This window comes from Lysobacter sp. Root604, from assembly GCF_001427505.1.
In the GTDB taxonomy this organism is placed as follows: Bacteria; Pseudomonadota; Gammaproteobacteria; order Xanthomonadales; family Xanthomonadaceae; genus Lysobacter.
Map to the genome: position 1 here is coordinate 304,347 of NZ_LMGS01000001.1, position 17,110 is coordinate 321,456.

At 69.9% G+C, this 17,110-nt stretch carries 23 protein-coding genes; 5 read left to right on the forward strand and 18 right to left on the reverse strand.

Annotated elements, in window-relative coordinates; all coding sequences use genetic code 11:
• Window positions 1-47 precede the first annotated feature (47 nt).
• Together ASD69_RS01515 and ASD69_RS01520 are read left to right on the forward strand one after the other, a co-directional pair.
• Window positions 48-416, forward strand: coding sequence for a DUF423 domain-containing protein (locus ASD69_RS01515; RefSeq protein WP_056173067.1), 369 nt, complete (start codon window positions 48-50; stop codon window positions 414-416).
• A gap of 2 nt (window positions 417-418) precedes the next feature.
• A complete protein-coding gene (locus tag ASD69_RS01520) occupies window positions 419-1,093 on the forward strand; it encodes a DNA-3-methyladenine glycosylase (RefSeq protein ID WP_056173070.1) in 675 nt (224 codons plus the stop codon).
• Window positions 1,094-1,536: 443 nt separating this feature from the next.
• On the opposite strand, the gene ASD69_RS01525 is transcribed toward ASD69_RS01520, so the two are convergent.
• From ASD69_RS01525 to ASD69_RS01580, 13 genes are all read right to left on the reverse strand, one after another.
• Window positions 1,537-2,220 carry a methyltransferase domain-containing protein gene (locus ASD69_RS01525; protein WP_056173072.1) on the reverse strand — a complete coding sequence of 228 codons (684 nt, stop codon included), beginning with the start codon at window positions 2,218-2,220 and terminating at the stop codon, window positions 1,537-1,539.
• A complete protein-coding gene (locus ASD69_RS01530) occupies window positions 2,217-3,308 on the reverse strand; it encodes an acyltransferase (protein ID WP_056173075.1) in 1,092 nt (363 codons plus the stop codon). The genes ASD69_RS01525 and ASD69_RS01530 overlap by 4 nt, the downstream gene beginning before the upstream one ends.
• Before the next feature lie 93 nt (window positions 3,309-3,401).
• Entirely contained in the window at window positions 3,402-3,887 is a 486-nt protein-coding gene (locus ASD69_RS01535; protein WP_056173077.1) for a metal-dependent hydrolase, read from the reverse strand.
• Window positions 3,888-3,891: 4 nt separating this feature from the next.
• Window positions 3,892-4,326: a GNAT family N-acetyltransferase gene (locus ASD69_RS01540; RefSeq protein ID WP_056173080.1), complete on the reverse strand. Its 435-nt coding sequence runs from the start codon at window positions 4,324-4,326 to the stop codon at window positions 3,892-3,894.
• Between the two features lie 5 nt (window positions 4,327-4,331).
• Entirely contained in the window at window positions 4,332-4,637 is a 306-nt protein-coding gene (locus ASD69_RS01545; RefSeq protein WP_056176394.1) for an NIPSNAP family protein, read from the reverse strand.
• A gap of 70 nt (window positions 4,638-4,707) precedes the next feature.
• Window positions 4,708-5,508 (reverse strand): M15 family metallopeptidase, encoded by an 801-nt coding sequence (locus tag ASD69_RS01550; protein WP_056173083.1) that lies wholly within the window; start codon window positions 5,506-5,508, stop codon window positions 4,708-4,710.
• Between the two features lie 9 nt (window positions 5,509-5,517).
• Entirely contained in the window at window positions 5,518-6,063 is a 546-nt protein-coding gene (locus ASD69_RS01555; RefSeq protein WP_056173086.1) for a hypothetical protein, read from the reverse strand.
• A 1-nt stretch (window position 6,064) separates the two neighbouring features.
• Window positions 6,065-6,211 carry a hypothetical protein gene (locus ASD69_RS21615; RefSeq protein WP_157489212.1) on the reverse strand — a complete coding sequence of 49 codons (147 nt, stop codon included), beginning with the start codon at window positions 6,209-6,211 and terminating at the stop codon, window positions 6,065-6,067.
• Between the two features lie 44 nt (window positions 6,212-6,255).
• Window positions 6,256-6,438 (reverse strand): DUF4177 domain-containing protein, encoded by a 183-nt coding sequence (locus ASD69_RS01560; protein WP_056173089.1) that lies wholly within the window; start codon window positions 6,436-6,438, stop codon window positions 6,256-6,258.
• The gene (locus ASD69_RS01565) at window positions 6,435-6,623 is read right to left on the reverse strand and encodes a hypothetical protein (RefSeq protein WP_056173091.1); all 189 of its coding nucleotides are present in this window, start codon (window positions 6,621-6,623) and stop codon (window positions 6,435-6,437) included. Before ASD69_RS01565 ends, ASD69_RS01560 begins: the two co-directional genes overlap by 4 nt.
• Complete coding sequence (locus tag ASD69_RS01570; RefSeq protein WP_056173093.1) at window positions 6,620-6,991, reverse strand: hypothetical protein; 372 nt, start codon at window positions 6,989-6,991, stop codon at window positions 6,620-6,622. The genes ASD69_RS01565 and ASD69_RS01570 overlap by 4 nt, the downstream gene beginning before the upstream one ends.
• A 12-nt stretch (window positions 6,992-7,003) precedes the next feature.
• Window positions 7,004-7,867: an SPFH domain-containing protein gene (locus tag ASD69_RS01575; protein ID WP_056173098.1), complete on the reverse strand. Its 864-nt coding sequence runs from the start codon at window positions 7,865-7,867 to the stop codon at window positions 7,004-7,006.
• A gap of 272 nt (window positions 7,868-8,139) precedes the next feature.
• The gene (locus ASD69_RS01580; RefSeq protein ID WP_056173101.1) at window positions 8,140-9,057 is read right to left on the reverse strand and encodes a hypothetical protein; all 918 of its coding nucleotides are present in this window, start codon (window positions 9,055-9,057) and stop codon (window positions 8,140-8,142) included.
• A gap of 105 nt (window positions 9,058-9,162) precedes the next feature.
• On the opposite strand from ASD69_RS01580, the gene purT reads away from it, so the two are divergent.
• Together purT and ASD69_RS01590 are read left to right on the forward strand one after the other, a co-directional pair.
• Window positions 9,163-10,362, forward strand: a complete 1,200-nt coding sequence (gene purT, locus ASD69_RS01585; RefSeq protein WP_056173104.1) for a formate-dependent phosphoribosylglycinamide formyltransferase — start codon at window positions 9,163-9,165, stop codon at window positions 10,360-10,362.
• 49 nt (window positions 10,363-10,411) lie between these two features.
• Window positions 10,412-10,810, forward strand: a complete 399-nt coding sequence (locus tag ASD69_RS01590; RefSeq protein ID WP_056173107.1) for a hypothetical protein — start codon at window positions 10,412-10,414, stop codon at window positions 10,808-10,810.
• A 1,029-nt stretch (window positions 10,811-11,839) separates the two neighbouring features.
• Here ASD69_RS01590 and ASD69_RS01595 read toward each other — a convergent pair.
• The 4 genes from ASD69_RS01595 to ASD69_RS01610 form a co-directional block, all read right to left on the reverse strand.
• Entirely contained in the window at window positions 11,840-13,066 is a 1,227-nt protein-coding gene (locus tag ASD69_RS01595) for an endonuclease/exonuclease/phosphatase family protein (RefSeq protein WP_056176397.1), read from the reverse strand.
• 98 nt (window positions 13,067-13,164) lie between these two features.
• Window positions 13,165-13,608, reverse strand: coding sequence for a hypothetical protein (locus ASD69_RS01600; protein ID WP_056173109.1), 444 nt, complete (start codon window positions 13,606-13,608; stop codon window positions 13,165-13,167).
• Between the two features lie 200 nt (window positions 13,609-13,808).
• A complete protein-coding gene (locus tag ASD69_RS01605; RefSeq protein WP_056173112.1) occupies window positions 13,809-14,138 on the reverse strand; it encodes a hypothetical protein in 330 nt (109 codons plus the stop codon).
• Between the two features lie 116 nt (window positions 14,139-14,254).
• Window positions 14,255-14,998, reverse strand: a complete 744-nt coding sequence (locus ASD69_RS01610; RefSeq protein WP_056173115.1) for an arginyltransferase — start codon at window positions 14,996-14,998, stop codon at window positions 14,255-14,257.
• Window positions 14,999-15,140: 142 nt separating this feature from the next.
• Here ASD69_RS01610 and ASD69_RS01615 point away from each other — a divergent pair, with 142 nt between their 5' ends.
• Window positions 15,141-15,782, forward strand: coding sequence for an EF-hand domain-containing protein (locus ASD69_RS01615; RefSeq protein WP_056173118.1), 642 nt, complete (start codon window positions 15,141-15,143; stop codon window positions 15,780-15,782).
• Window positions 15,783-15,957: 175 nt separating this feature from the next.
• Here the strand turns inward: ASD69_RS01615 and ASD69_RS22955 are convergent, their stop codons facing one another.
• On the reverse strand, window positions 15,958-17,088 hold the full coding sequence (locus ASD69_RS22955; RefSeq protein ID WP_157499094.1) for a sigma-70 family RNA polymerase sigma factor: 1,131 nt from the start codon (window positions 17,086-17,088) through the stop codon (window positions 15,958-15,960).
• Window positions 17,089-17,110 lie beyond the last annotated feature (22 nt).

Here is a 17,110-nt window from a genome sequence, read left to right on the forward strand (position 1 = left end):
CGCACCCCGCCTGCTATCGTGCCGACACGCACGAGCGGACCCTTCGCATGACGTCGCCCACTTCTTCGCTCCCTTCCACGCGCGCGCTGGCCGTCGCCGGCGCGCTGCTCGCCGCGTTGTCGGTGGCGCTGTCGGCCTATGCCGCGCACGTCGCCGATCCGACCGCGCAGTCGCGCCTGCAGATGGCGGCGCTGTTCGCCTTCGGCCACGGCATCGCCCTGGCCGCGCTCGCGCCCGCGGCGGCGCGCCGGCTGGCGCGGATCGCGCTGGCCGCGTTGCTGATCGGCGTGCTGCTGTTCGCCGGCGGCCTGGCCTCGGCGTATTTCTTCGGCACCAGCACCCGCCTGCTGCCGTTCGGCGGCAGCCTGATGATCCTGGCCTGGCTGCTGTACGCGACCGACGCGGCGAGGCGCTGAGCGTGCCGCGCCATAGTCGCGGCTTCGACACCGACGCCGCCTACGCTCATCTGGCCAAGCGCGACCGCAAGCTGGGCGCGTGGATGAAACGGGTCGGCACGATCGCGCCCGATCCGCGCTGGCGCAAAAGTTTCGATCCGGTCGACGCGCTGGCGCGCGCGATCCTCTACCAGCAGCTCAGCGGCAAGGCCGCCGCGACCATCGTGGGACGGGTGGAGACGGCCATCGCCAGCGACCGCTTCCATTGCGACACGCTGGCGCGTTGCGACGACGCGACCATCCGCGCTTGCGGCGTGTCGGGCAACAAGCTGCTCGCGCTGCGCGACCTGGCGTTGCGCGAATCGCGCGGCGAGATTCCGGACCTGCGCCGCATGAGCGTGATGGACAACGACGCCATCGTCGAGGCGCTGGTGCCGATCCGCGGCATCGGGCGCTGGACGGTGGAGATGATGCTGATGTTCCGGCTAGGCCGCCCCGACGTGCTGCCGGTGGACGATCTGGGCATCCGCAAGGGCGCGCAGGCGGTGGACAAGGCCGCGCTCATGCCTACGCCCAAGGAATTGATCGAGATCGGCGAGCGCTGGGGCCCGTACCGCACCTACGCCAGCCTGTATCTGTGGCGCATCGCCGACCTGGCCGCGCCGAGCAAGACCGAGACCAAGCGCTCGCAGGATTGATCCGCTGCCGTATGTAGGATGCGATGAGCGTAGCGAACCGCATCGTCGCGCCACACGCACCTTCGCAAGCCGCGCCGCGTAGCGCGATGCGGTTCGCTGCGCTCACCACATCCTACGAGGGGTTGAAGCTGGGCCCGATCCGTAGGGGGCTTGGCGATCAGGATCGATGCGGCAGATTTGCCGGCCTCCGGATGCGGATTCGTAGGATGCGGTTCGCTGCGCTCACCACATCCTACGAGGGGTCGAAGCTGGGCCCGATCCGTAGGGGTAGGCTTGGCGATCAGGATCGATGCGGCAGATTTGCCGGCCTCCGGATGCGGATTCGTAGGATGCGGTGCGCGCAGCGAGCCGCATCATCGCGCCATACGCACCTACGCAAGCCACGTCGCGTAGCGCGATGCGGTTCGCTGCGCGCACCGCATCCTACGACGAGATCCGGCGGGCTAAGTGCGGATAGGCTCGGCGATCAGGATCAAGGAGGCCGGCTTGCCCGTGCGCGGATGCAGCGGCTCTTCGATCGCGAGCGTGCGCAGGCCGCAGCGCGTGAGCAGGGCCAGCCAACCGCCCAGGGTGCGGAAGTACCAGGGCGCGGGATCGGCGAAGTCGCCGTCGCAGCCGGCCCAGGAGCCCGCGCGCCAGCCTTCCGCATAGGGCAGATCGCCGCAGCCGGCGATCGGGTGCAGGGTCTGCACGATCGCGCGGCCGTCGGCGTGCAGCAGGCCGGGCAACGCGCCCAGCAAGGTCTCGACCTCGGCCTCGCCGATCAGGGAGAAGTTGCACACCGCCAGGTCGTAGCGCGCGTCCAGCGCGCCTTGCGCGATCTGCGCGTACGACAAGGCGAGATAGCGTTCGCCGCCGCCGGCCGCGCGCGCCGCGTCGACCAGTTCCGCCACCGCATCCACGCCGGTCACGGCCAGGCCGCGTTCGCTCAACGCGCGCGCCAGCCAGCCCTCGCCGCAGCCCAGGTCCAGTACGGTGCGCGGCGCCTGCCGCAGCACCGCGTCGACGATCGCGCGGTCGGTGACCAGGCGCCGGCTCTCGATGCCGCCCGCGCGCACGCTCTGGGTCCAGGGCGCGGCGTTGCGGCGCCAGGCCGCGAGCACCGCCTCGTCGTCGGAGGCGCTCATTCGCGCTGCGCCGTGGCCGGCGCGACGGCCGCGTCCTCGACCGCCGCCGGTGCGTGCGGATCGCTGCGGCCGCCGAAGCGCGATTTCAGGCGCAAGGCCGGACGTTCGACCACATGCCAGGACAGCGCCGCGAGCGTGCCCGCGATCAGGGTCGCCCACAGGGTGTTCATCAGCGGCCCGGTGCTGGGCGCGTAGTACTGCACCAGTTGTTGCGCGGGCCAGCCGTACAGGTAGAGCCCGTAGGACAGATCGGTGCGGCGGATCTGCGGCAGCTTGGGCACGAAGGCCAGGAACAGCGTGGTGTAGCTGAGCGCGACGAAATAGCCCAGGTAGTAATAGCTGCTGTCGCGCAACAGCGCGGCCAGCGCCAGCACCGCGACCAGCAACCACCCGCGCAACGGCACGCGGTCGCGGTTGACCCAGGCCAGGCTGCCGGTGAGGAAGTAGGCCGTGCAGTACAGCCAGTTGATCTTCTCCGGCGACAGGCTCTGGCCGCCGTATTTGGCGTAGCCGAACACCAGCAGGCCCAGGCACAGCAGGTTGAAGCGCAGGCGCGGCAGCAGGCGCAGCAGGCCGATCAGGGCCAGCCACAGATACAGACGCACCTCGATCGGCAGCGACCACAGCGAGCCGTTGATGGCGTGGCTGGGCAGGGTCTCGAACACGCCGGGCAGGAAGTATTGGGTGTCGCGACTGAGCAGGGCGTTGGCGCTCAGGTATTTCCAGGTGATCGGCGAGCGCCAGTAGTCGGCCGCGGTGCTCAGCAGCGGGCCCAGCACCAGCACCGACAGGGCCACGCACACGATCAGGGCCGGGAAGATGCGCAGCACGCGCGCGGCCAGATACCCGGGCAGGCGGTTGCGCTCCAGACTGGCCGCGATCAGAAAGCCGCTGATGACGAAGAACATGTCCACCGCGATGCCGCCGGCGAACTTGATCCGCACCAGCTGCAGCAGCAGGTCCTGGCCGCCGCTGGCGGTGACCGCGTAGCTGTGCCCGTAGATCACCAGCCAGGCCGCGACCAGGCGGATCAGGTTGAAGTTGTTGCGGGGCTGGGCGTGGCCCTCGGCCAGGGTGCGCGGCGTCATGAGTCGTGAGCGGATGGGATTCGGTCGCCGAACACAGCGGGTCCGGCGCATTGTGCCCGAAGCGGGCCGGCCGACGCTGCGGGCGCGGCCCGCCTATTCCAGGCTGTTCCAGGCCGCGCGCACGATCATCCAGCCGACGCCGAACAGGCCCAGGCCCACGCAGAGCAGATGCAGCTGGTCCACCGAGATCCAGCGCAGCAGCGGGTTGGCCAGCGACAGCGGCCAGGCCGGCTGCATGTCGTAGTGCATGATCGCGTCCAGCAGCACGTGCGAGTAGGTGCCGAGCAGGCCGCCCGCGAACGCGGCGCGCCAGGTGAACGGCGCATGCGGGATGCGCAGCCAGCGCAGGCAGACGGCGCTGATCGGCCGCCCGATCGCGCCCGCGAGCAGGCCGATCAACAGGGCGCCGAGCAGGCTGTGGGTACGGCCGTGCAGCACCGGCCAACCGCGCAGGATGCCGATCAGCGGCTCGATGTCCATCAGCACCTGCGCGCCGCCGAACACCATGAAGCTGAAATGGCGGCCGCCGATCGCCTTGAGCGCCAAGCCGGGGCCGAGGTGGATGGGCGTGAAGGGCATGCGCTCAGCCGGCGCCGTGCAGCGGCAGGGCCACCACCACCATCGCCGCTTCCTGCCCGCCCACCGAGGCGTACAGGCCGCGTGCGGCGGCGTTGTCGAGCTCGGTGCCGACCCAGGCTTCGCTGCAGCCCAGCTCACGCGCATGCGCGATCAAGGCCTGGATCAAACGCCGGCCGATGCCGCGGCGCTGCTGCGCCGCACTCACGCCGACTTCGTTGACCCACAGCGCCGGCGCCTTGTCCGGATGCACGTAATGCAGGGCCGAGGCCATGCCGATTACCACGCCATCGAGCACGGCGACCGCGAGATGGTGGCGCGGGTCGGCGAAGAACTCGCCGGCCCAGCGCGGGTCGACGGCGTGGTCGAACACGTCGGCGGCGACGCGGTCCAGCACCGCGATCTCGTCGCGGCCGAGCAGGCGCACCTCGACCTCGCTCATCGCGCTCACTCGAAGACCGGGCGGTAGAAGCTGCGTTCGTAGCTGAGAAAGCAGCGCGTGTCTTCGTAGTAGCGCATCGCGGCCTGGCAGTCCGGATCGTCGGCGGCGCGGCTGCGGTAGGTCTCGTATTCGGCCAGGCTGGGGAAGGAGAACAGCGCCAGTGCGATGTTGCTGGGGCCTTCGCCGGGCAGGAAATAGCCGTGATGGGTGCCGCCGAAACGCGCGACCAGCGGAATCCACATGCGCGCATAGGTTTCGAATTCGGCCAGCTTGGCCGGATCCAGCACGTAGCGCAGATAGCAGGTGATCAAGGCGGCACTCCCGGAGGCGGCGCGCGCGGCGCGGGCCTGCATCCTAGCCCGGGGCTGCGATGGCGACGAGTCAGGGCGGCGCGAAACGCCAGTGCCAGGGCTCGTAGACGATGCCGTGCGGATTGTCGCGCGGGTAGCTCATGACGAAGCCGTAGCCGCCGGCCTGGGCGTGCAGCCAGGCGAAGGCGGCGGTGGTTTCGAAGGACTCCTCCGCCGGCGGCTGGTCGGGCGCGCCGATGTCCAGGGCCAGGCCGGAGTGGTGTTCGCTGTAGCCGGGCGCGGCGTTGACGGTGAGGATCTGTTCGACGCTCTGGCCGCGCGCGAGCTTGCGTTCGAAGATGCCCAGTTGATAGTCGTGGCTGCGATAGCCGGAGATCGCTTCCAGCACCACGCCGTCGTCCAGGGCGGCCGCGTGCAGGTGGGCCCAGGCGCGCGCCGCCGACGGGTGCAGCCACAGCGGGCGGCGGTAGCGGTCGTGGCCGGCGAAACCCAGCCGATCGGGTTCGGGCACCAGCGCCAGGCCGGTGCGCTCGCCGTAGCCATCGTCCAGGCCCAGCGCGTGCAGGCGTTCTTCCAGGCGATCCAGCGGCAGCTCGCGTACGCGCTCCAGACCGGCGCGGCGGCTTTGGCTGTGGTGCTCCAGCGCGTCCAGCGCGGCGTCCAGGCCGGGCTCGTGGCCCAGGCGCGGGATCAGCGGCAGCAGGCCTTCGGGCAGGTCGGCGGCGAGGTACTGGCCGTCGCGCTTGCGCCGCAGCACGTGGCGCGCGCGCGCCAGTGCGCGCGCGTCGTGGTTGCTGCGCGCACGCAGCAGACCGCCGGGCCAGAGCTCGATCTCGGGCGTATTGATCAGGACCGGAACTATGCCGCGCATGCGCGCAGGTTAACGGCTGCGCGCGCGCCTTGCCACGTCTTGCAGCGCCTCCAGCAGGGCCTGCGGTTGCTCCAGCGACAACAGCAGCGAGGGGCCGTCGTTGCGCTCGGGCAGCCACAGCACGCGCCGGCGCTGGGTCAGCAGGTAAAACGCCTTGCGCCAGCGATCGCGCATCCGGAACCAGCCGGCCTGATAGCCGGGCAGGGCGGAGCCTAAGGTCTTGATCGAAGGACGCAGGCCGACGTGCTCGTCCAGGTCGACGATGCGCGCGCGATCCAGGTCCAGCCTCGCCACCGCGACCCGCACGGTATGCGGCCCGGCCTTGACCGTGAGCAGGCCGGATTCGAGTTCCACCGATCGCCGCCGCGCGCCCAGCCAGATCAGGCCGCCGACCAACGCCAGCACCGGCACGGCGATCCATAGCAACTGCAGGATCTTGGGGTCCTGCGGTGCGCGCAGCACCGCGAAGACGATGCCGATCAGCACCAGCAGCAGCGAGACCGTGGGCACCAGGGCGGCGCCCGGCCCCGGCGCGGAGATGGCGTAGCGGCTCATCTCAGCGCAGCTGCAACAGCATGCCGGCCATCAACGCGGCCGCCGATAGCGCCAGCAGCGCCACCGTGGCCAGCCGCGCCAGCGGCGCCGGGCGGGCCGGGTCGTGGCGCGGATAGCGGCGTTCGATCAGTTTGACGATATGCAGCATGACGGGCTCCCAGGTAGTGCGCGGCGATGGTTCGCCGCAAGCGATCAGGCCGGTTTCTTGAAGTACAGCCAGGTGCTGGAGTTGTTGGAATTGTGAGCGACCGTGACCAGCTCCCAACCCAGGGCGCCGCGCTTGTCGAGCTCCTCGCGGATGCGGTCGAAGGCGGAAGCGCCGAACAGTTGCAGGCCGATCTCGCTGACGTGGTATTTCCATTGGGTGTGGTTCATGCGTCGTCCGTTCCTTCAGGGTTTGCGGGTTTGGGGTGGGGCAGCCTTCCGGCCTTGCGCAGCGCGTCGCGCAGCAGGTATTCGATCTGGGCGTTGAGCGAGCGCAGTTCGTCGTCGGCCCAGCGCTGCGCCGCGGCCAGCACGTCGGCGTTGATGCGCAGCGGGTAGGCTTTCTTCTCGCTCACCGGCGGCCGGCCCGTTCGTCGTCGCGCGGCTGGCGGTAGTCGCGCTTGGCCCGGGCCAGCGCCAGCATTAAGGCCACGGCCAAGCCGTTGACCGCGACCAGCAGCGCCACGGTGACCCACAGCATGCGGCCGTCGTTGCCATGCGCCCAGTAGTAGCCCAGCGCGGACACGAAGATCGCGATCGCCATCAGCGCCAGCAATCGTGCGAAGCGCGCCGCGGCCGCGGCCGGATCGCGCAGGCGCGAGGCATCCAGGCCGTTGAGCAGGTGCAGGTTGCCGCGCGCGACCAGCACCGCGGCGATCAGGATCGGCAGCCCGCTGATCACGATGATCGCGGGCAGCAGCAGCGCTTGGGTGGACTGATCCATGCGTGCCTCGCCTCAATACAGGGTGCCGGCGTTGACGATGGGCTGGGTGCTGCGGTCGCCGCACAGCACCACCAGCAGGTTGCTGACCATCTGCGCCTTGCGTTCTTCGTCGAGCTGGACCACGCCGTTCTTCTGCAGCTCGGCCAGCGCCATTTCGACCATGCCGACGGCGCCGGCGACGATGCGGGTGCGCGCGGCGATCACCGCGTTGGCCTGTTGGCGCTGCAGCATGGCGTGGGCGATCTCGGGCGCGTAGGCCAGGTGGCTGATGCGCGCGTCGTTCACCTGTACGCCGGCGTCGGCCAGGCGTTCGGCCAACTCGTCCTTGAGGTGCTGGGAGATTTCGGCGGCGTGGCTGCGCAGGGCGAACTGGCCGTCCTCGTGCTGGTCGTAGGGATAGCTGGTGGCCATCGCGCGCAGCGCCGATTCGGACTGGATGTGGACGAAGCTTTCGTAGTCGTCGACGTTGTAGACCGCCTCGGCCGAATCGACCACCTGCCAGACGATCACCGCGGCGATCTCGATCGGGCTGCCGTCGAGTTCGTTGACCTTGAGCTTGCCGCTTTCGAAGTTGCGCACGCGCTGGCTGATCTTCTTCTTGGCGTAGAAGGGGTTGTTCCAGCGCAGGCCGTTGTCCTTGACCGTGCCGACGTACTTGCCGAACAGGCTGAGTACCGCGGCCTGGTTGGGTTCGACCTTGTACAGGCCGGTCAGGGCCAGGAACACCAGGATGCCGACGACGATGGCGGCGCCGATCTGCAGGTCGGCCTTGGCCGCGACCCCGCCGATGAACAGCCAGAAGCCGAAGGCGCCGACCAGCAGCAGGAACAGCAGGGTCGGGATCCCGGGCAGGGAGTGGGTCGGGTTCTCTTTCATGGCGCGTGCTCGCGTCGTCGATGGGTTCGATATGTGATATCAAAATGATATCTATCCTTGCAAGGGGTTTCGGACGAGCGGTAGGCTGCCTAATCCGGGTCCTGAGGGTAGGAGCGGCGCAAGCCGCGACCCCGACCCCGCACGGTCGCGGCGCTGGATGGCGGGCAGAGGGGCGATGGGAGACGGGAGGTCGAACGGCCCTACCGCACCGAGGCGCCGCCCGTCCCACTTGCGCGGTCGCGGCTTGCGCCGCTCCTACAGGGAGGCGGGGGCTAGGGCGTGATGCGGTACAGCGGTGCGGGCACGAATTCGCCGGTCGCGTACAGGCTGCGGCCGTCGGCGGCCCAGCCCAGGGCTTCGGCCTGCGGCAGCCAGGGCAGGGTCAGCTGCTTCGGCGGCGCGGCCACGGCCGCGCTCCAACTCTGGCCGCCGCGGCGCGGGTACAGCAGCAGGTAGCGGTAGGTCATCACCGCCAGGGTGCGCCCGTCGGGCGAGACGTCGGCGGCGGTGACCTGGCTTTGCAGGCGCGCGCTGCGCGGGTTGCGCTTGAGGACCTCGGCGCTGGGCTGCGGCACCCCGGCCAGGGCGCCGCTGCGTTGCGCGGTGAGCAGGCCGGTGCCGGCCGGGCGCAGCGGCAGGGTGAACAGTTCCGGCGGCTGGCGCTTCTTGGAGATCAGCAGGATGCGGCCGTTGCCGGCGTCCACCGCCACCGCCTCGCAGTCGCGCGCGCCGTCGGGCCAGCGGAATGCGATCGACCAGGCCGGGCGCAGGCGCGCGTTCTCCAGCTTGGCCGGCTCCTCGACGATGTGCAGCTGCAGGCTGCGGCGCAGGCCGCCGTTGTCGCCGGTGTCGGCGATCAGCAGATAGTTGCGGCCGTTCAAGCGGAACGAGGAAATGTCTTCCCAGTCTGTCTTGGTCACGCCTTCGATGCGGAAGGTGGCCAGGCGCTCGCCGTCGTCGGCGACCGCGAACAGGCGTTCGGGATTGCCGCCGTCGTCGATCATCCACAGCACGCCGGGGTGGCGGCGCGAGGCGGCCAGGCCGCTGATCTCGTCGAGTTGGCCGTCGACCAGGATGCCGCTGAGCTCGCTGCCGGATTCGCCGGGCTCGTGACGCGCGCAGGCGCTCGCCACGGCCAGGGCTGCGGCAAGTACGACGGCGCGCAGCGGTAGCGACACGGAACGCGGCATGCCCACAGCATCGCATGCGGCCCCCGCGCCGATACAGATCCGGACCCGGTCGGGCGCGCGGAAAGTTAGACTAGCGTCAGCCTACGGCCCCTCTCAGGAACGCGCATGATCACCCTCGGTACGCCTTTGTCCCCGCACGCTTACCGCGTGCTGCTGCTCGGTTCGGGCGAACTCGGCAAAGAGGTGGCGATCGAACTGCAGCGTTACGGTGTGGAGGTGATCGCGGCCGATCGCTACGCCGACGCGCCGGCGATGCAGGTCGCGCACCGCAGCCACGTGCTGGACATGCTGGACGGGCAGGCCGTGCGCGCGCTGATCGCGGCCGAGCGGCCGCATTTGATCGTGCCCGAGATCGAGGCCATCCACACCCAGACCCTGGTCGAGCTGGAACAGGAATTCGCCGAGCGCGGCACCCACACCCGGGTGATCCCGACCGCGCGCGCCGCGCGCCTGACCATGGACCGCGAAGGCATCCGCCGCCTGGCCGCGGAAACCCTGGGCCTGCCGACTTCGCCCTACCGCTTCGTCGACACCCTGGACGATTACCGCGCCGCGGTCGCGCAGATCGGCGTGCCCTGCGTGGTCAAGCCGGTGATGTCGTCCTCGGGCAAGGGCCAGAGCCTGGTGCGCAGCGCCGACGACATCGACAAGGCCTGGGACTACGCCCAGACCGGCGGCCGCGCCGGCGCCGGCCGGGTCATCGTCGAGGGCTTCATCGATTTCGATTACGAGATCACCCTGCTGACCGTGCGTCACGTCGGCGGTACCACCTTCTGCGCGCCGATCGGCCACCTCCAGCGCGACGGCGACTACCGCGAGAGCTGGCAGCCGCAGCCGATGTCGACGCGCGCGCTGGCGCGCGCGCAGGGCATCGCGCGCGGCATCACCGACGACCTCGGCGGTTGGGGCGTGTTCGGCGTGGAGCTATTCGTGAAGGGCGACGAGGTCTGGTTCAGCGAGGTCTCGCCGCGTCCGCACGACACCGGCCTGGTCACCCTGGTCTCGCAGGACCTGAGCGAGTTCGCGCTGCACGCGCGCGCGATCCTCGGCCTGCCGATTCCGCTGATCCGCGAGCACGGGCCGTCGGCTTCGTGCGCGGTGCTGGCGCAGGGGCACGGCGTGCCGGTGTTCAACGGCGTCGACGCCGCGCTGAGCCAGGTCGACACCCAGCTGCGCCTGTTCGGCAAGCCGCGGGTGGAAGGCCAGCGCCGGGTCGCGGTGACGCTGGCCGTGGCCGAGGACATCGACGGCGCGCGCGAACACGCGCGGCGCGCGGCCGCGGCACTGGACATCGAGCTGCGCTAAGCGCATCCATCCATCATTCGAACCACGATCCTGACAGGGGGATCCGCCCATGGAAGAGTCCCGAGGCTACGCCGTATTCCTTTTTCCGCAGGCCATGGAGGCGCTGGGCGAAGCGATCAAGCCGTATCTGCTAGACGGGCCGGCCGGGCCGCACGTGCTGTGCCGCGAGATCGACACCGCCGGCGCGCTGATCGAGATGACGCTGGAGATGCAGACCAGCGAGGGGCGGCCGATCTCGCTGGAGCTGATGGTGCCGACCAGCATGGTGCGCATGATCGTGTCGGCACGCAGCGACGAGGCCTTCGGTTTCGGCCCGCGTCGCGCGCTCGCGCCGCAGGCGGCTACGGTGGTGGCGACGCCGACTCCGGCTCCGGCTCCCGCTCCCGCTCCTGAGGCAACTCCTGCGGTTGATCCTGTGCCGGCGGCTGCGAACAAGCCCGGGGCTTGAGCTGATCCTGGGGTCTGAGGTTGTCCTTGCCTCTGGCTCGTTGCTTTCCGCTCTTCGAATCCGCTTGGCTTTGGCTGTTGCTCGTCATCGCCGCGAAGGCGGGCTCGGCTTTACTTCGGCGGAGCCGGATGTCCAGTGCCTTTGGCGTCTTCTTGCCCCCCAGGTTGCGTCTTTGCTTCTGGCTCCCTCCTTTGTAGAAGGGTGAAGCCGTGCGGCTTACGAACCGCAGGTTCGTGCACGGCTGAACGCCGGCAGGCTGTGCCTGCTGGCCGGGCGGGTTGGGGAGGATTTGCTGTTGCTTTGCTTTCGTCTTTCCAGACCGAAAGTCAAAGGCTTCCGCCTGCTGCGCATGCGGGTCACTTTCTCTGGCTTTTGGCTCCCTCCTTTATCAAAGGAGGGTTGGGGAGGATTTGCTTTGGCTTTGCTTTCGTCTCTTCGTCACGAAAGTCAACGGCTTCCGCCTGCTGCGCATGCGGGTCACTTTCTCTTGCTAGCCCAAGAGAAAGTAACCAAAGAGAAGGGCTAGCGGGACCAACCCTCCCCTGCGAGTTCGAGGCTTTCGCCGGGATTTTTCGAATGGACATCCTTGTCCATTCGAAAAACGGCGCGCGTCCTGCGCTCCGCCCTTCGGGTCCACGAGTGGCCGTGTGAGTGCGGTGCTTTTGGATTCCAATGNAAAGTAACCAAAGAGAAGGGCTAGCGGGACCAACCCTCCCCTGCGAGTTCGAGGCTTTCGCCGGGATTTTTCGAATGGACATCCTTGTCCATTCGAAAAACGACGCGCGTCCTGCGCGCCGCCCTTCGGGTCCACGAGTGGCCGTGTGAGTGCGGTGCTTTTGGATTCCAATGCCGCGGCAACGGCAACGGCAACGGCAACAGCAACGGCAACGGCAACAGCAACAGCAACAGCAACGGCAACAGCAGCCGCAGTGATAGCGTCCCCTCTCCCGCTTGCGGGAGAGGGTTAGGGTGAGGGGAGTGCAGCGCCGAAGGCGCGAATGCCTTCGCGCTATGCCGGATACGAGGCGGTTACGGCTTGCCCAGGTCGATCCAGACCAGGTGATGGTCGCTGCCGTCGGCGATCGCCGCGTCGGCGCTTTCGCGCGCGGGCCAGAACACGCCCGTGTCGCGTACGTTCAAACCGCGCGAAGGCAGCACGTAGTCCAAACGCAGGGTGCCGGACTTGGGGCCGAAGTCGCCGGTGTGGGTGGCGGTGTCGCCCTTGCGCGGGAAGCCGTAATCGGCCGCGCGTTGCGGCGCGCCGGCGCTGCGCGGCACGTGGCCGGCGTCGACGCGCGGGTGTTCGAGCAACTGCGCGATCGCGCCGCGCGCGCCGTCGCCGTCGACGGGGTCGGCGTTCATGTCGCCCAGGATCACGAACGCGGCGTCGGCGGCCAGGCCGCCGCACTGACCGCGGTCGTCGCACAGCCAGGGCTTCTCGCCGGCCGACAGGTACTCGGCCCACAGCCGCAGCTCGTCGTGGTTGCGCGCGCCGTTGCGGTCCTCGGGGCCATCGAACACCGGCGGCGTCGGGTGCGAGGCGAGAATGTGGATCGTGCCCTGCGGCGTGCGTACCGGAACGTCCCAATGCGACTTCGAGGACAGGCGCAGCTGCGACCAGATCGCGGGCGCATACCAGGGCGCGCCGCTGGCGGGATCGCGCGGCTGGCGCGCGCCGGGCAGGGCGCTCCACTTCAGCCGCTGGAAGCTGCGCACCTGCGCGCTGTCGATCGGATAACGCGACAGCAGCAGCATGCCGTACTGGCCCGGGTGCAGGCCGTAGCCCCAGGCATCGTTGCCGCGCGCGCGGCCGTCGCCGCCTACGTGGCCGTCGTGGTCCAGGTCCAGGCCGCTGGGCACGCCGGTGTTGACCGGCGCGAAATAGCGATAGGCGTAACGCAGCGGTTCGCCGCCGTGCTGGGCGACCTCGAGATAGCGCTGCTGGAACGCATCGGCGGCGCGGCCGTCGGCGTCGTAGTCGAATTCGTTGAGTAGGACCACGTCCGGGCGCACGCGCTGCAGCACGGCCGCGATCTTGCGCGCGCCGGCATCGTCGCCTTCCAGGCGGCGCAGCAGGCCGCCGTCGGCGTCGTCGTACAGCGAGGTGTTGTAGGTGGCGATGCGCAATCGCGCGGTCTGGCTCATGGGGCCGGCCTGCGCCGCTTTGGGGTCGCCGTGGACCTGGACGCGCACGCAGCCGGCGGCGAGGGCGGCGAGCAGGGCGAAGGGAATCAGCAGGAGGAATCGGTTGCGCATGGCGCGCATGATCGCATGCGTGCGTGCGCGATCGATGACAGGCGCCAACGAAAACGCCCCGGCGGACCGGGGCGTCGTTCGAAGCGTCGTGTCGGGTATTACAGCGCGCAGCCGTAGGCGCCGAGCGCGGTCTTCATCTGGTCCAGCGCGGTCTTGCAGGTGCTGGCCAGCGCGGCCTTGGAGGCCGGATTGGCGGCGGCCTGCTTCCACGCGGTGCGGCTGCTCTCCAGACCGGTCTGGAACATCGCGCGCTGGTCGGCCGGCACCTTGTCGGCCAAGCAGGTGTTGACCTTGCTCAGGTAGTCGTCGCACTCGGGGATGCCGACGCTGTCGGCGGCGGCGACCGCGGCCGGCGCGGTTTCAGCCGGAACCGAGGTGGCGGTGGGCGCGGCCATGTCGGTCGGCGCGGTTTCGGCCGGCGTCGAGGTGGCGGTGGCGGCGGCCGGATCGGTCGCGGCGTCGGCCGGCTTATCGGCCGGCTTGGTGCAGGCGGCCAGCGCCAGGGTGCAGGCGGCGGCCAGGATTAGAGCGGTGTGCTTCATCGAATATCCCCGTAATGAATGGTAGGCGGCGGCTCCATGCCGAACACAGTGCCGACTCGGTCGTGCGTAGACGACGGGCCACTAGGTACACGAGTCGGCGACGTTCTGTGTTAGCGCCTCGTAAAACCGGGTCGCGCCGGGCCGCCCGTTTGGCGCCGCGGAGGGCGCGGATCCGGGCGCGTGCGACGTCGGCGCGGCCCTCACATCGCGCAGCCGTAGCGTGCGTATTCGTCCTTGGCCTGCTCTTCGGCGATGGTGCAGGCCTGCGGCAGCGCGGCGCGGTGGACCGGGTTGGCCAGGGCCTCTTTCCAGGTGGCGTACTCCTGGGACACGCTCGCGCGCAGCGGCATGCGCTGCGCTTCGGGCACTTTCTGGTTGATGCAGGCGGCGACCTTGGCCAGGTATTCGTCGCATTGCACGATGCCGATGGCGTTGTCGATCTTGCCGCCGCTGCCGCTCGCGGGCGAGCAGGCGGCGAGGGACAGGCAGGCGGCCGCGAGTGCGGCCAGGGACCAGGCGGGAGAGTTCATGACGATGGCTTCGCAGGGGTTCGTGGGGCGCGGGATCCGTCGCCGCGTCGCGCATCCGGTCGGCGTCGCGGTGCGCGCGCCGAATCCGAAATCCCTGCCTATGTAAAGGAACGCGATTACAGCTTGATGAAGTCGCGTATGTGCAGATCGCGCCACTCGTGGCCGTCGAAGCCTTCCAGCGGATGGAAGCGGCGCTTGTAGTCCATCTTCGGATGGCCGGCGATCCAGTAGCCCAGATACAGATGTTCGCGGCGTTCGCGCTTGGCCCATTCGAGCTGACGCAGGATCGCCAGCGTGCCCAGGCCGCGCTCGGCTAGGTCGGGATCGTAGAAGGTGTAGACCGCCGACAGCGCGGTATCGACCACGTCGGTCACCGCCACCGCGATCAGGCGGCGTTGCTCGCGCAGTTCCAGGAAACGGCCTTCGCTCCAGCTGCCGATCAGGAACTGGTCGAACTCGGCCGCGCCGTGGCTGTCCATGCCGCCGCCGGCATGGCGGGTGGACAAGTAGCGACGGTACAGCTCCAGGTGTTCCTCGCTGCGTTCGGCGGGGCGCACGCGCATCTCGACTTCGGCGTTGCGCGCCAGGCAGCGGCGCTGACTGCGATCGGGGCTGAAGCGATCGACCGGGATACGCACCGCGACGCAGGCGCGGCAGCCGGCGCAGTGCGGGCGATAGACGATATCGCCGGAGCGGCGGAAGCCCCAGCCCAACGCATGCGGGTACCAGGCGCGCAGGCGCGGATCGCGCGGGTCCAGCACCAGGTCGCGGGCGACGCGCTCCGGCCAATAGCCGCAGGCGTGCTCGCCGGTGTGGAACAGGCGCAGGTCCTCGCTGTCCGGCTGCGGTTGGGTGCCCATGGGGGCAGCATAGCGCCGTCCCAGCGCCGTGGCGCTAGCGCTGCGTTCACGTTTTCCGGCACGGGCGTGTCAACCGACCGCCGGCCTGGGCGTTGACCACTGCATCGGCGCCGCCCCGGGCGCCCTTGCAGGAGCCACCGCAATGAAACATTCCACCTTGCTGGTCGCCGCGCTGGCCGCGGCCGTCGCCGGTGCGGCCCTGGCCGCGCCGCAGGGCGAGGGCCCGGACCGCCCGCAGCGCCCCTCCCTGGACCGCAACAACGACGGTGCGATCGATCGCAGCGAGGCCGCGGCGATGCCGCGCCTGGCCGAGAAGTTCGACGCCCTCGACAAGAACGGCGACGGCCGCCTCAGCGCCGACGAGCGCCCCTCCCACCGCGGTCGCGGCGGCAAGGGCGGCCACGGCGGCCATGGCCGTCACGGCGGCATGGGCGGGCTGATCGGCGCCGACGCCGACGGCGACGGCCGCATCAGCCAGGCCGAGGCGGCCAAGCTGCCGAAGCTGGGCGAGAAGTTCGCCCAGATCGACGCCAACCGCGACGGCTACGTGGTGCGCAGCGAGCTGCGCAGCTACCACGAGCGCGAGCGCCCGCAGCGCGAGGCCGAGCGCGCCCAGCGTTTCGACCAGCACTTCGCGCAAGCCGACCTCAACCACGACGGCAAGCTCAGCAAGATCGAAGTCGGCGAGAAGATGCCGCGCCTGGCCAAGGCCTTCGCCTTCATGGACGAAGACCGCGACGGCTATCTGACCCGCGAGGATCTGCGGCCCAAGCCGCGTCGCTGATCGCTGGCCGGAGCCGCAAGCGTTTCACGTTGCACCCAGCAGTAGTAGCGAATGGAAGGATTGCCCCTCCAGATTCCCGTGCCGCGTCCCGCGGCACGGGTTTTTTTTTGGTTTTTCGCCTAGCTAGGGCGAAGCGCCTTCCGGCGCGGCCGGGTCCAGGATCCGACCGGGCGCCTTACAGCCGCCCGGATTGGATCAGGCCCACGATCAGGCCGCCCACGCCGCAACCCACGCCGATCACCACCCCGATCCAGGATTGGATGCGCTCGCAGCGGCGACGCCGCGCGGCCGCGATCGGATCGCGCGCGGCTTCCAGGGCGTGACGGCGGCGCAGGATGCGCGGCTGCGCCACCGCGGTCTGCCACAGGATCGCGACGATGAAGCCCAGCGTGGTCAGGCTGGGCAGCCACCAGCTGCCGAGGCCGCTATGCGCGATCAGCAGCAGCGCGACCACGAACGCGATCGAGACCAGGCCGCAGATCACCGCGCTGCGCACCAGCGCGTAGCGCTCGGCGTCGTCGATCGCGCCCTTGAGCTGCTTGCGCAGACCCAGGTAGATGCCCGCGAACGCCGCCACCACCGCGATGCCGATGCTGCCGGCCGCGCCCAGCACGATCTGGCCGAAGGTCTTGGCGCCGGCCGCGGCGCCGGCGCCGAGCAGGCCGGCCGCGGCGGCCGGCGGGCTGGCGATGGTGAGCGCGGTGGCGACCATGCTGGTGAAGGCCAGCGACGGCGCGCTGTCGACCGCGAAGCGGCCGAAACGCGCCAGCATCTCCTCGCGCACGCTGGCGCGCGCACGCGACAGGCGTTTGCGCACGGCGGAGTCGCTGAGGCCCAGCAGGGACGCGACCTGCTGCGAACTCTGGCCTTCGCGGTAATACAGCAGCAGCACTTCGCGGCTGTCGTCGGGCAGGGCCGAGATCAGTTCGGCGGCCATGGTCTGGCGTTCGTCGTCCAGCAAGCGCTCGCAGGGGTTGGGCTGCGGGTCGGCCGCGGCCTCGATCGCCGCCTCGACGTCGTCGACCCCGCGCGGCGCGCGCCGCTGGCTGCGCAGGTGGTCGCGGGCGAGGTTGCGGGTGATCTGGCGCAGCCAGGGCAGGAAGCTGGACGGGCTCTGCAGCCGGCGCAGGTTCTGCCAGGCGCTGAGGAAGGCTTCCTGGGCGATGTCCTCGCTGGCCGGCACGTCGCGCACGATCGCCAGCGCGATCGCGGTGACTGAGTTCTGGCAGGCGGCGACGATGCGCGAATACGCGGCGCGATCGCCGGCCGCGGCGGCGGGCAGGTCGGCATCGATGGCATCGATCAGACCGTCGGCGGCGGGGCTCGGG

Excerpts from the sequence above, each read along its gene's own strand:
- ASD69_RS01515 (WP_056173067.1), top strand. The coding sequence starts at position 48 with ATGACGTCGCCCACTTCTTCGCTCCCTTCCACGCGCGCGCTGGCCGTC.
- ASD69_RS01525 (WP_056173072.1), bottom strand. The coding sequence starts at position 2,220 with ATGAGCGCCTCCGACGACGAGGCGGTGCTCGCGGCCTGGCGCCGCAAC.
- ASD69_RS01530 (WP_056173075.1), bottom strand. The coding sequence starts at position 3,308 with ATGACGCCGCGCACCCTGGCCGAGGGCCACGCCCAGCCCCGCAACAAC.
- ASD69_RS01535 (WP_056173077.1), bottom strand. The coding sequence starts at position 3,887 with ATGCCCTTCACGCCCATCCACCTCGGCCCCGGCTTGGCGCTCAAGGCG.
- ASD69_RS01540 (WP_056173080.1), bottom strand. The coding sequence starts at position 4,326 with ATGAGCGAGGTCGAGGTGCGCCTGCTCGGCCGCGACGAGATCGCGGTG.
- ASD69_RS01550 (WP_056173083.1), bottom strand. The coding sequence starts at position 5,508 with ATGCGCGGCATAGTTCCGGTCCTGATCAATACGCCCGAGATCGAGCTC.
- ASD69_RS01555 (WP_056173086.1), bottom strand. The coding sequence starts at position 6,063 with ATGAGCCGCTACGCCATCTCCGCGCCGGGGCCGGGCGCCGCCCTGGTG.
- ASD69_RS21615 (WP_157489212.1), bottom strand. The coding sequence starts at position 6,211 with ATGCTGCATATCGTCAAACTGATCGAACGCCGCTATCCGCGCCACGAC.
- ASD69_RS01560 (WP_056173089.1), bottom strand. The coding sequence starts at position 6,438 with ATGAACCACACCCAATGGAAATACCACGTCAGCGAGATCGGCCTGCAA.
- ASD69_RS01570 (WP_056173093.1), bottom strand. The coding sequence starts at position 6,991 with ATGGATCAGTCCACCCAAGCGCTGCTGCTGCCCGCGATCATCGTGATC.
- ASD69_RS01575 (WP_056173098.1), bottom strand. The coding sequence starts at position 7,867 with ATGAAAGAGAACCCGACCCACTCCCTGCCCGGGATCCCGACCCTGCTG.
- ASD69_RS01580 (WP_056173101.1), bottom strand. The coding sequence starts at position 9,057 with ATGCCGCGTTCCGTGTCGCTACCGCTGCGCGCCGTCGTACTTGCCGCA.
- purT (WP_056173104.1), top strand. The coding sequence starts at position 9,163 with ATGATCACCCTCGGTACGCCTTTGTCCCCGCACGCTTACCGCGTGCTG.
- ASD69_RS01590 (WP_056173107.1), top strand. The coding sequence starts at position 10,412 with ATGGAAGAGTCCCGAGGCTACGCCGTATTCCTTTTTCCGCAGGCCATG.
- ASD69_RS01595 (WP_056176397.1), bottom strand. The coding sequence starts at position 13,066 with ATGCGCAACCGATTCCTCCTGCTGATTCCCTTCGCCCTGCTCGCCGCC.
- ASD69_RS01600 (WP_056173109.1), bottom strand. The coding sequence starts at position 13,608 with ATGAAGCACACCGCTCTAATCCTGGCCGCCGCCTGCACCCTGGCGCTG.
- ASD69_RS01605 (WP_056173112.1), bottom strand. The coding sequence starts at position 14,138 with ATGAACTCTCCCGCCTGGTCCCTGGCCGCACTCGCGGCCGCCTGCCTG.
- ASD69_RS01610 (WP_056173115.1), bottom strand. The coding sequence starts at position 14,998 with ATGGGCACCCAACCGCAGCCGGACAGCGAGGACCTGCGCCTGTTCCAC.
- ASD69_RS01615 (WP_056173118.1), top strand. The coding sequence starts at position 15,141 with ATGAAACATTCCACCTTGCTGGTCGCCGCGCTGGCCGCGGCCGTCGCC.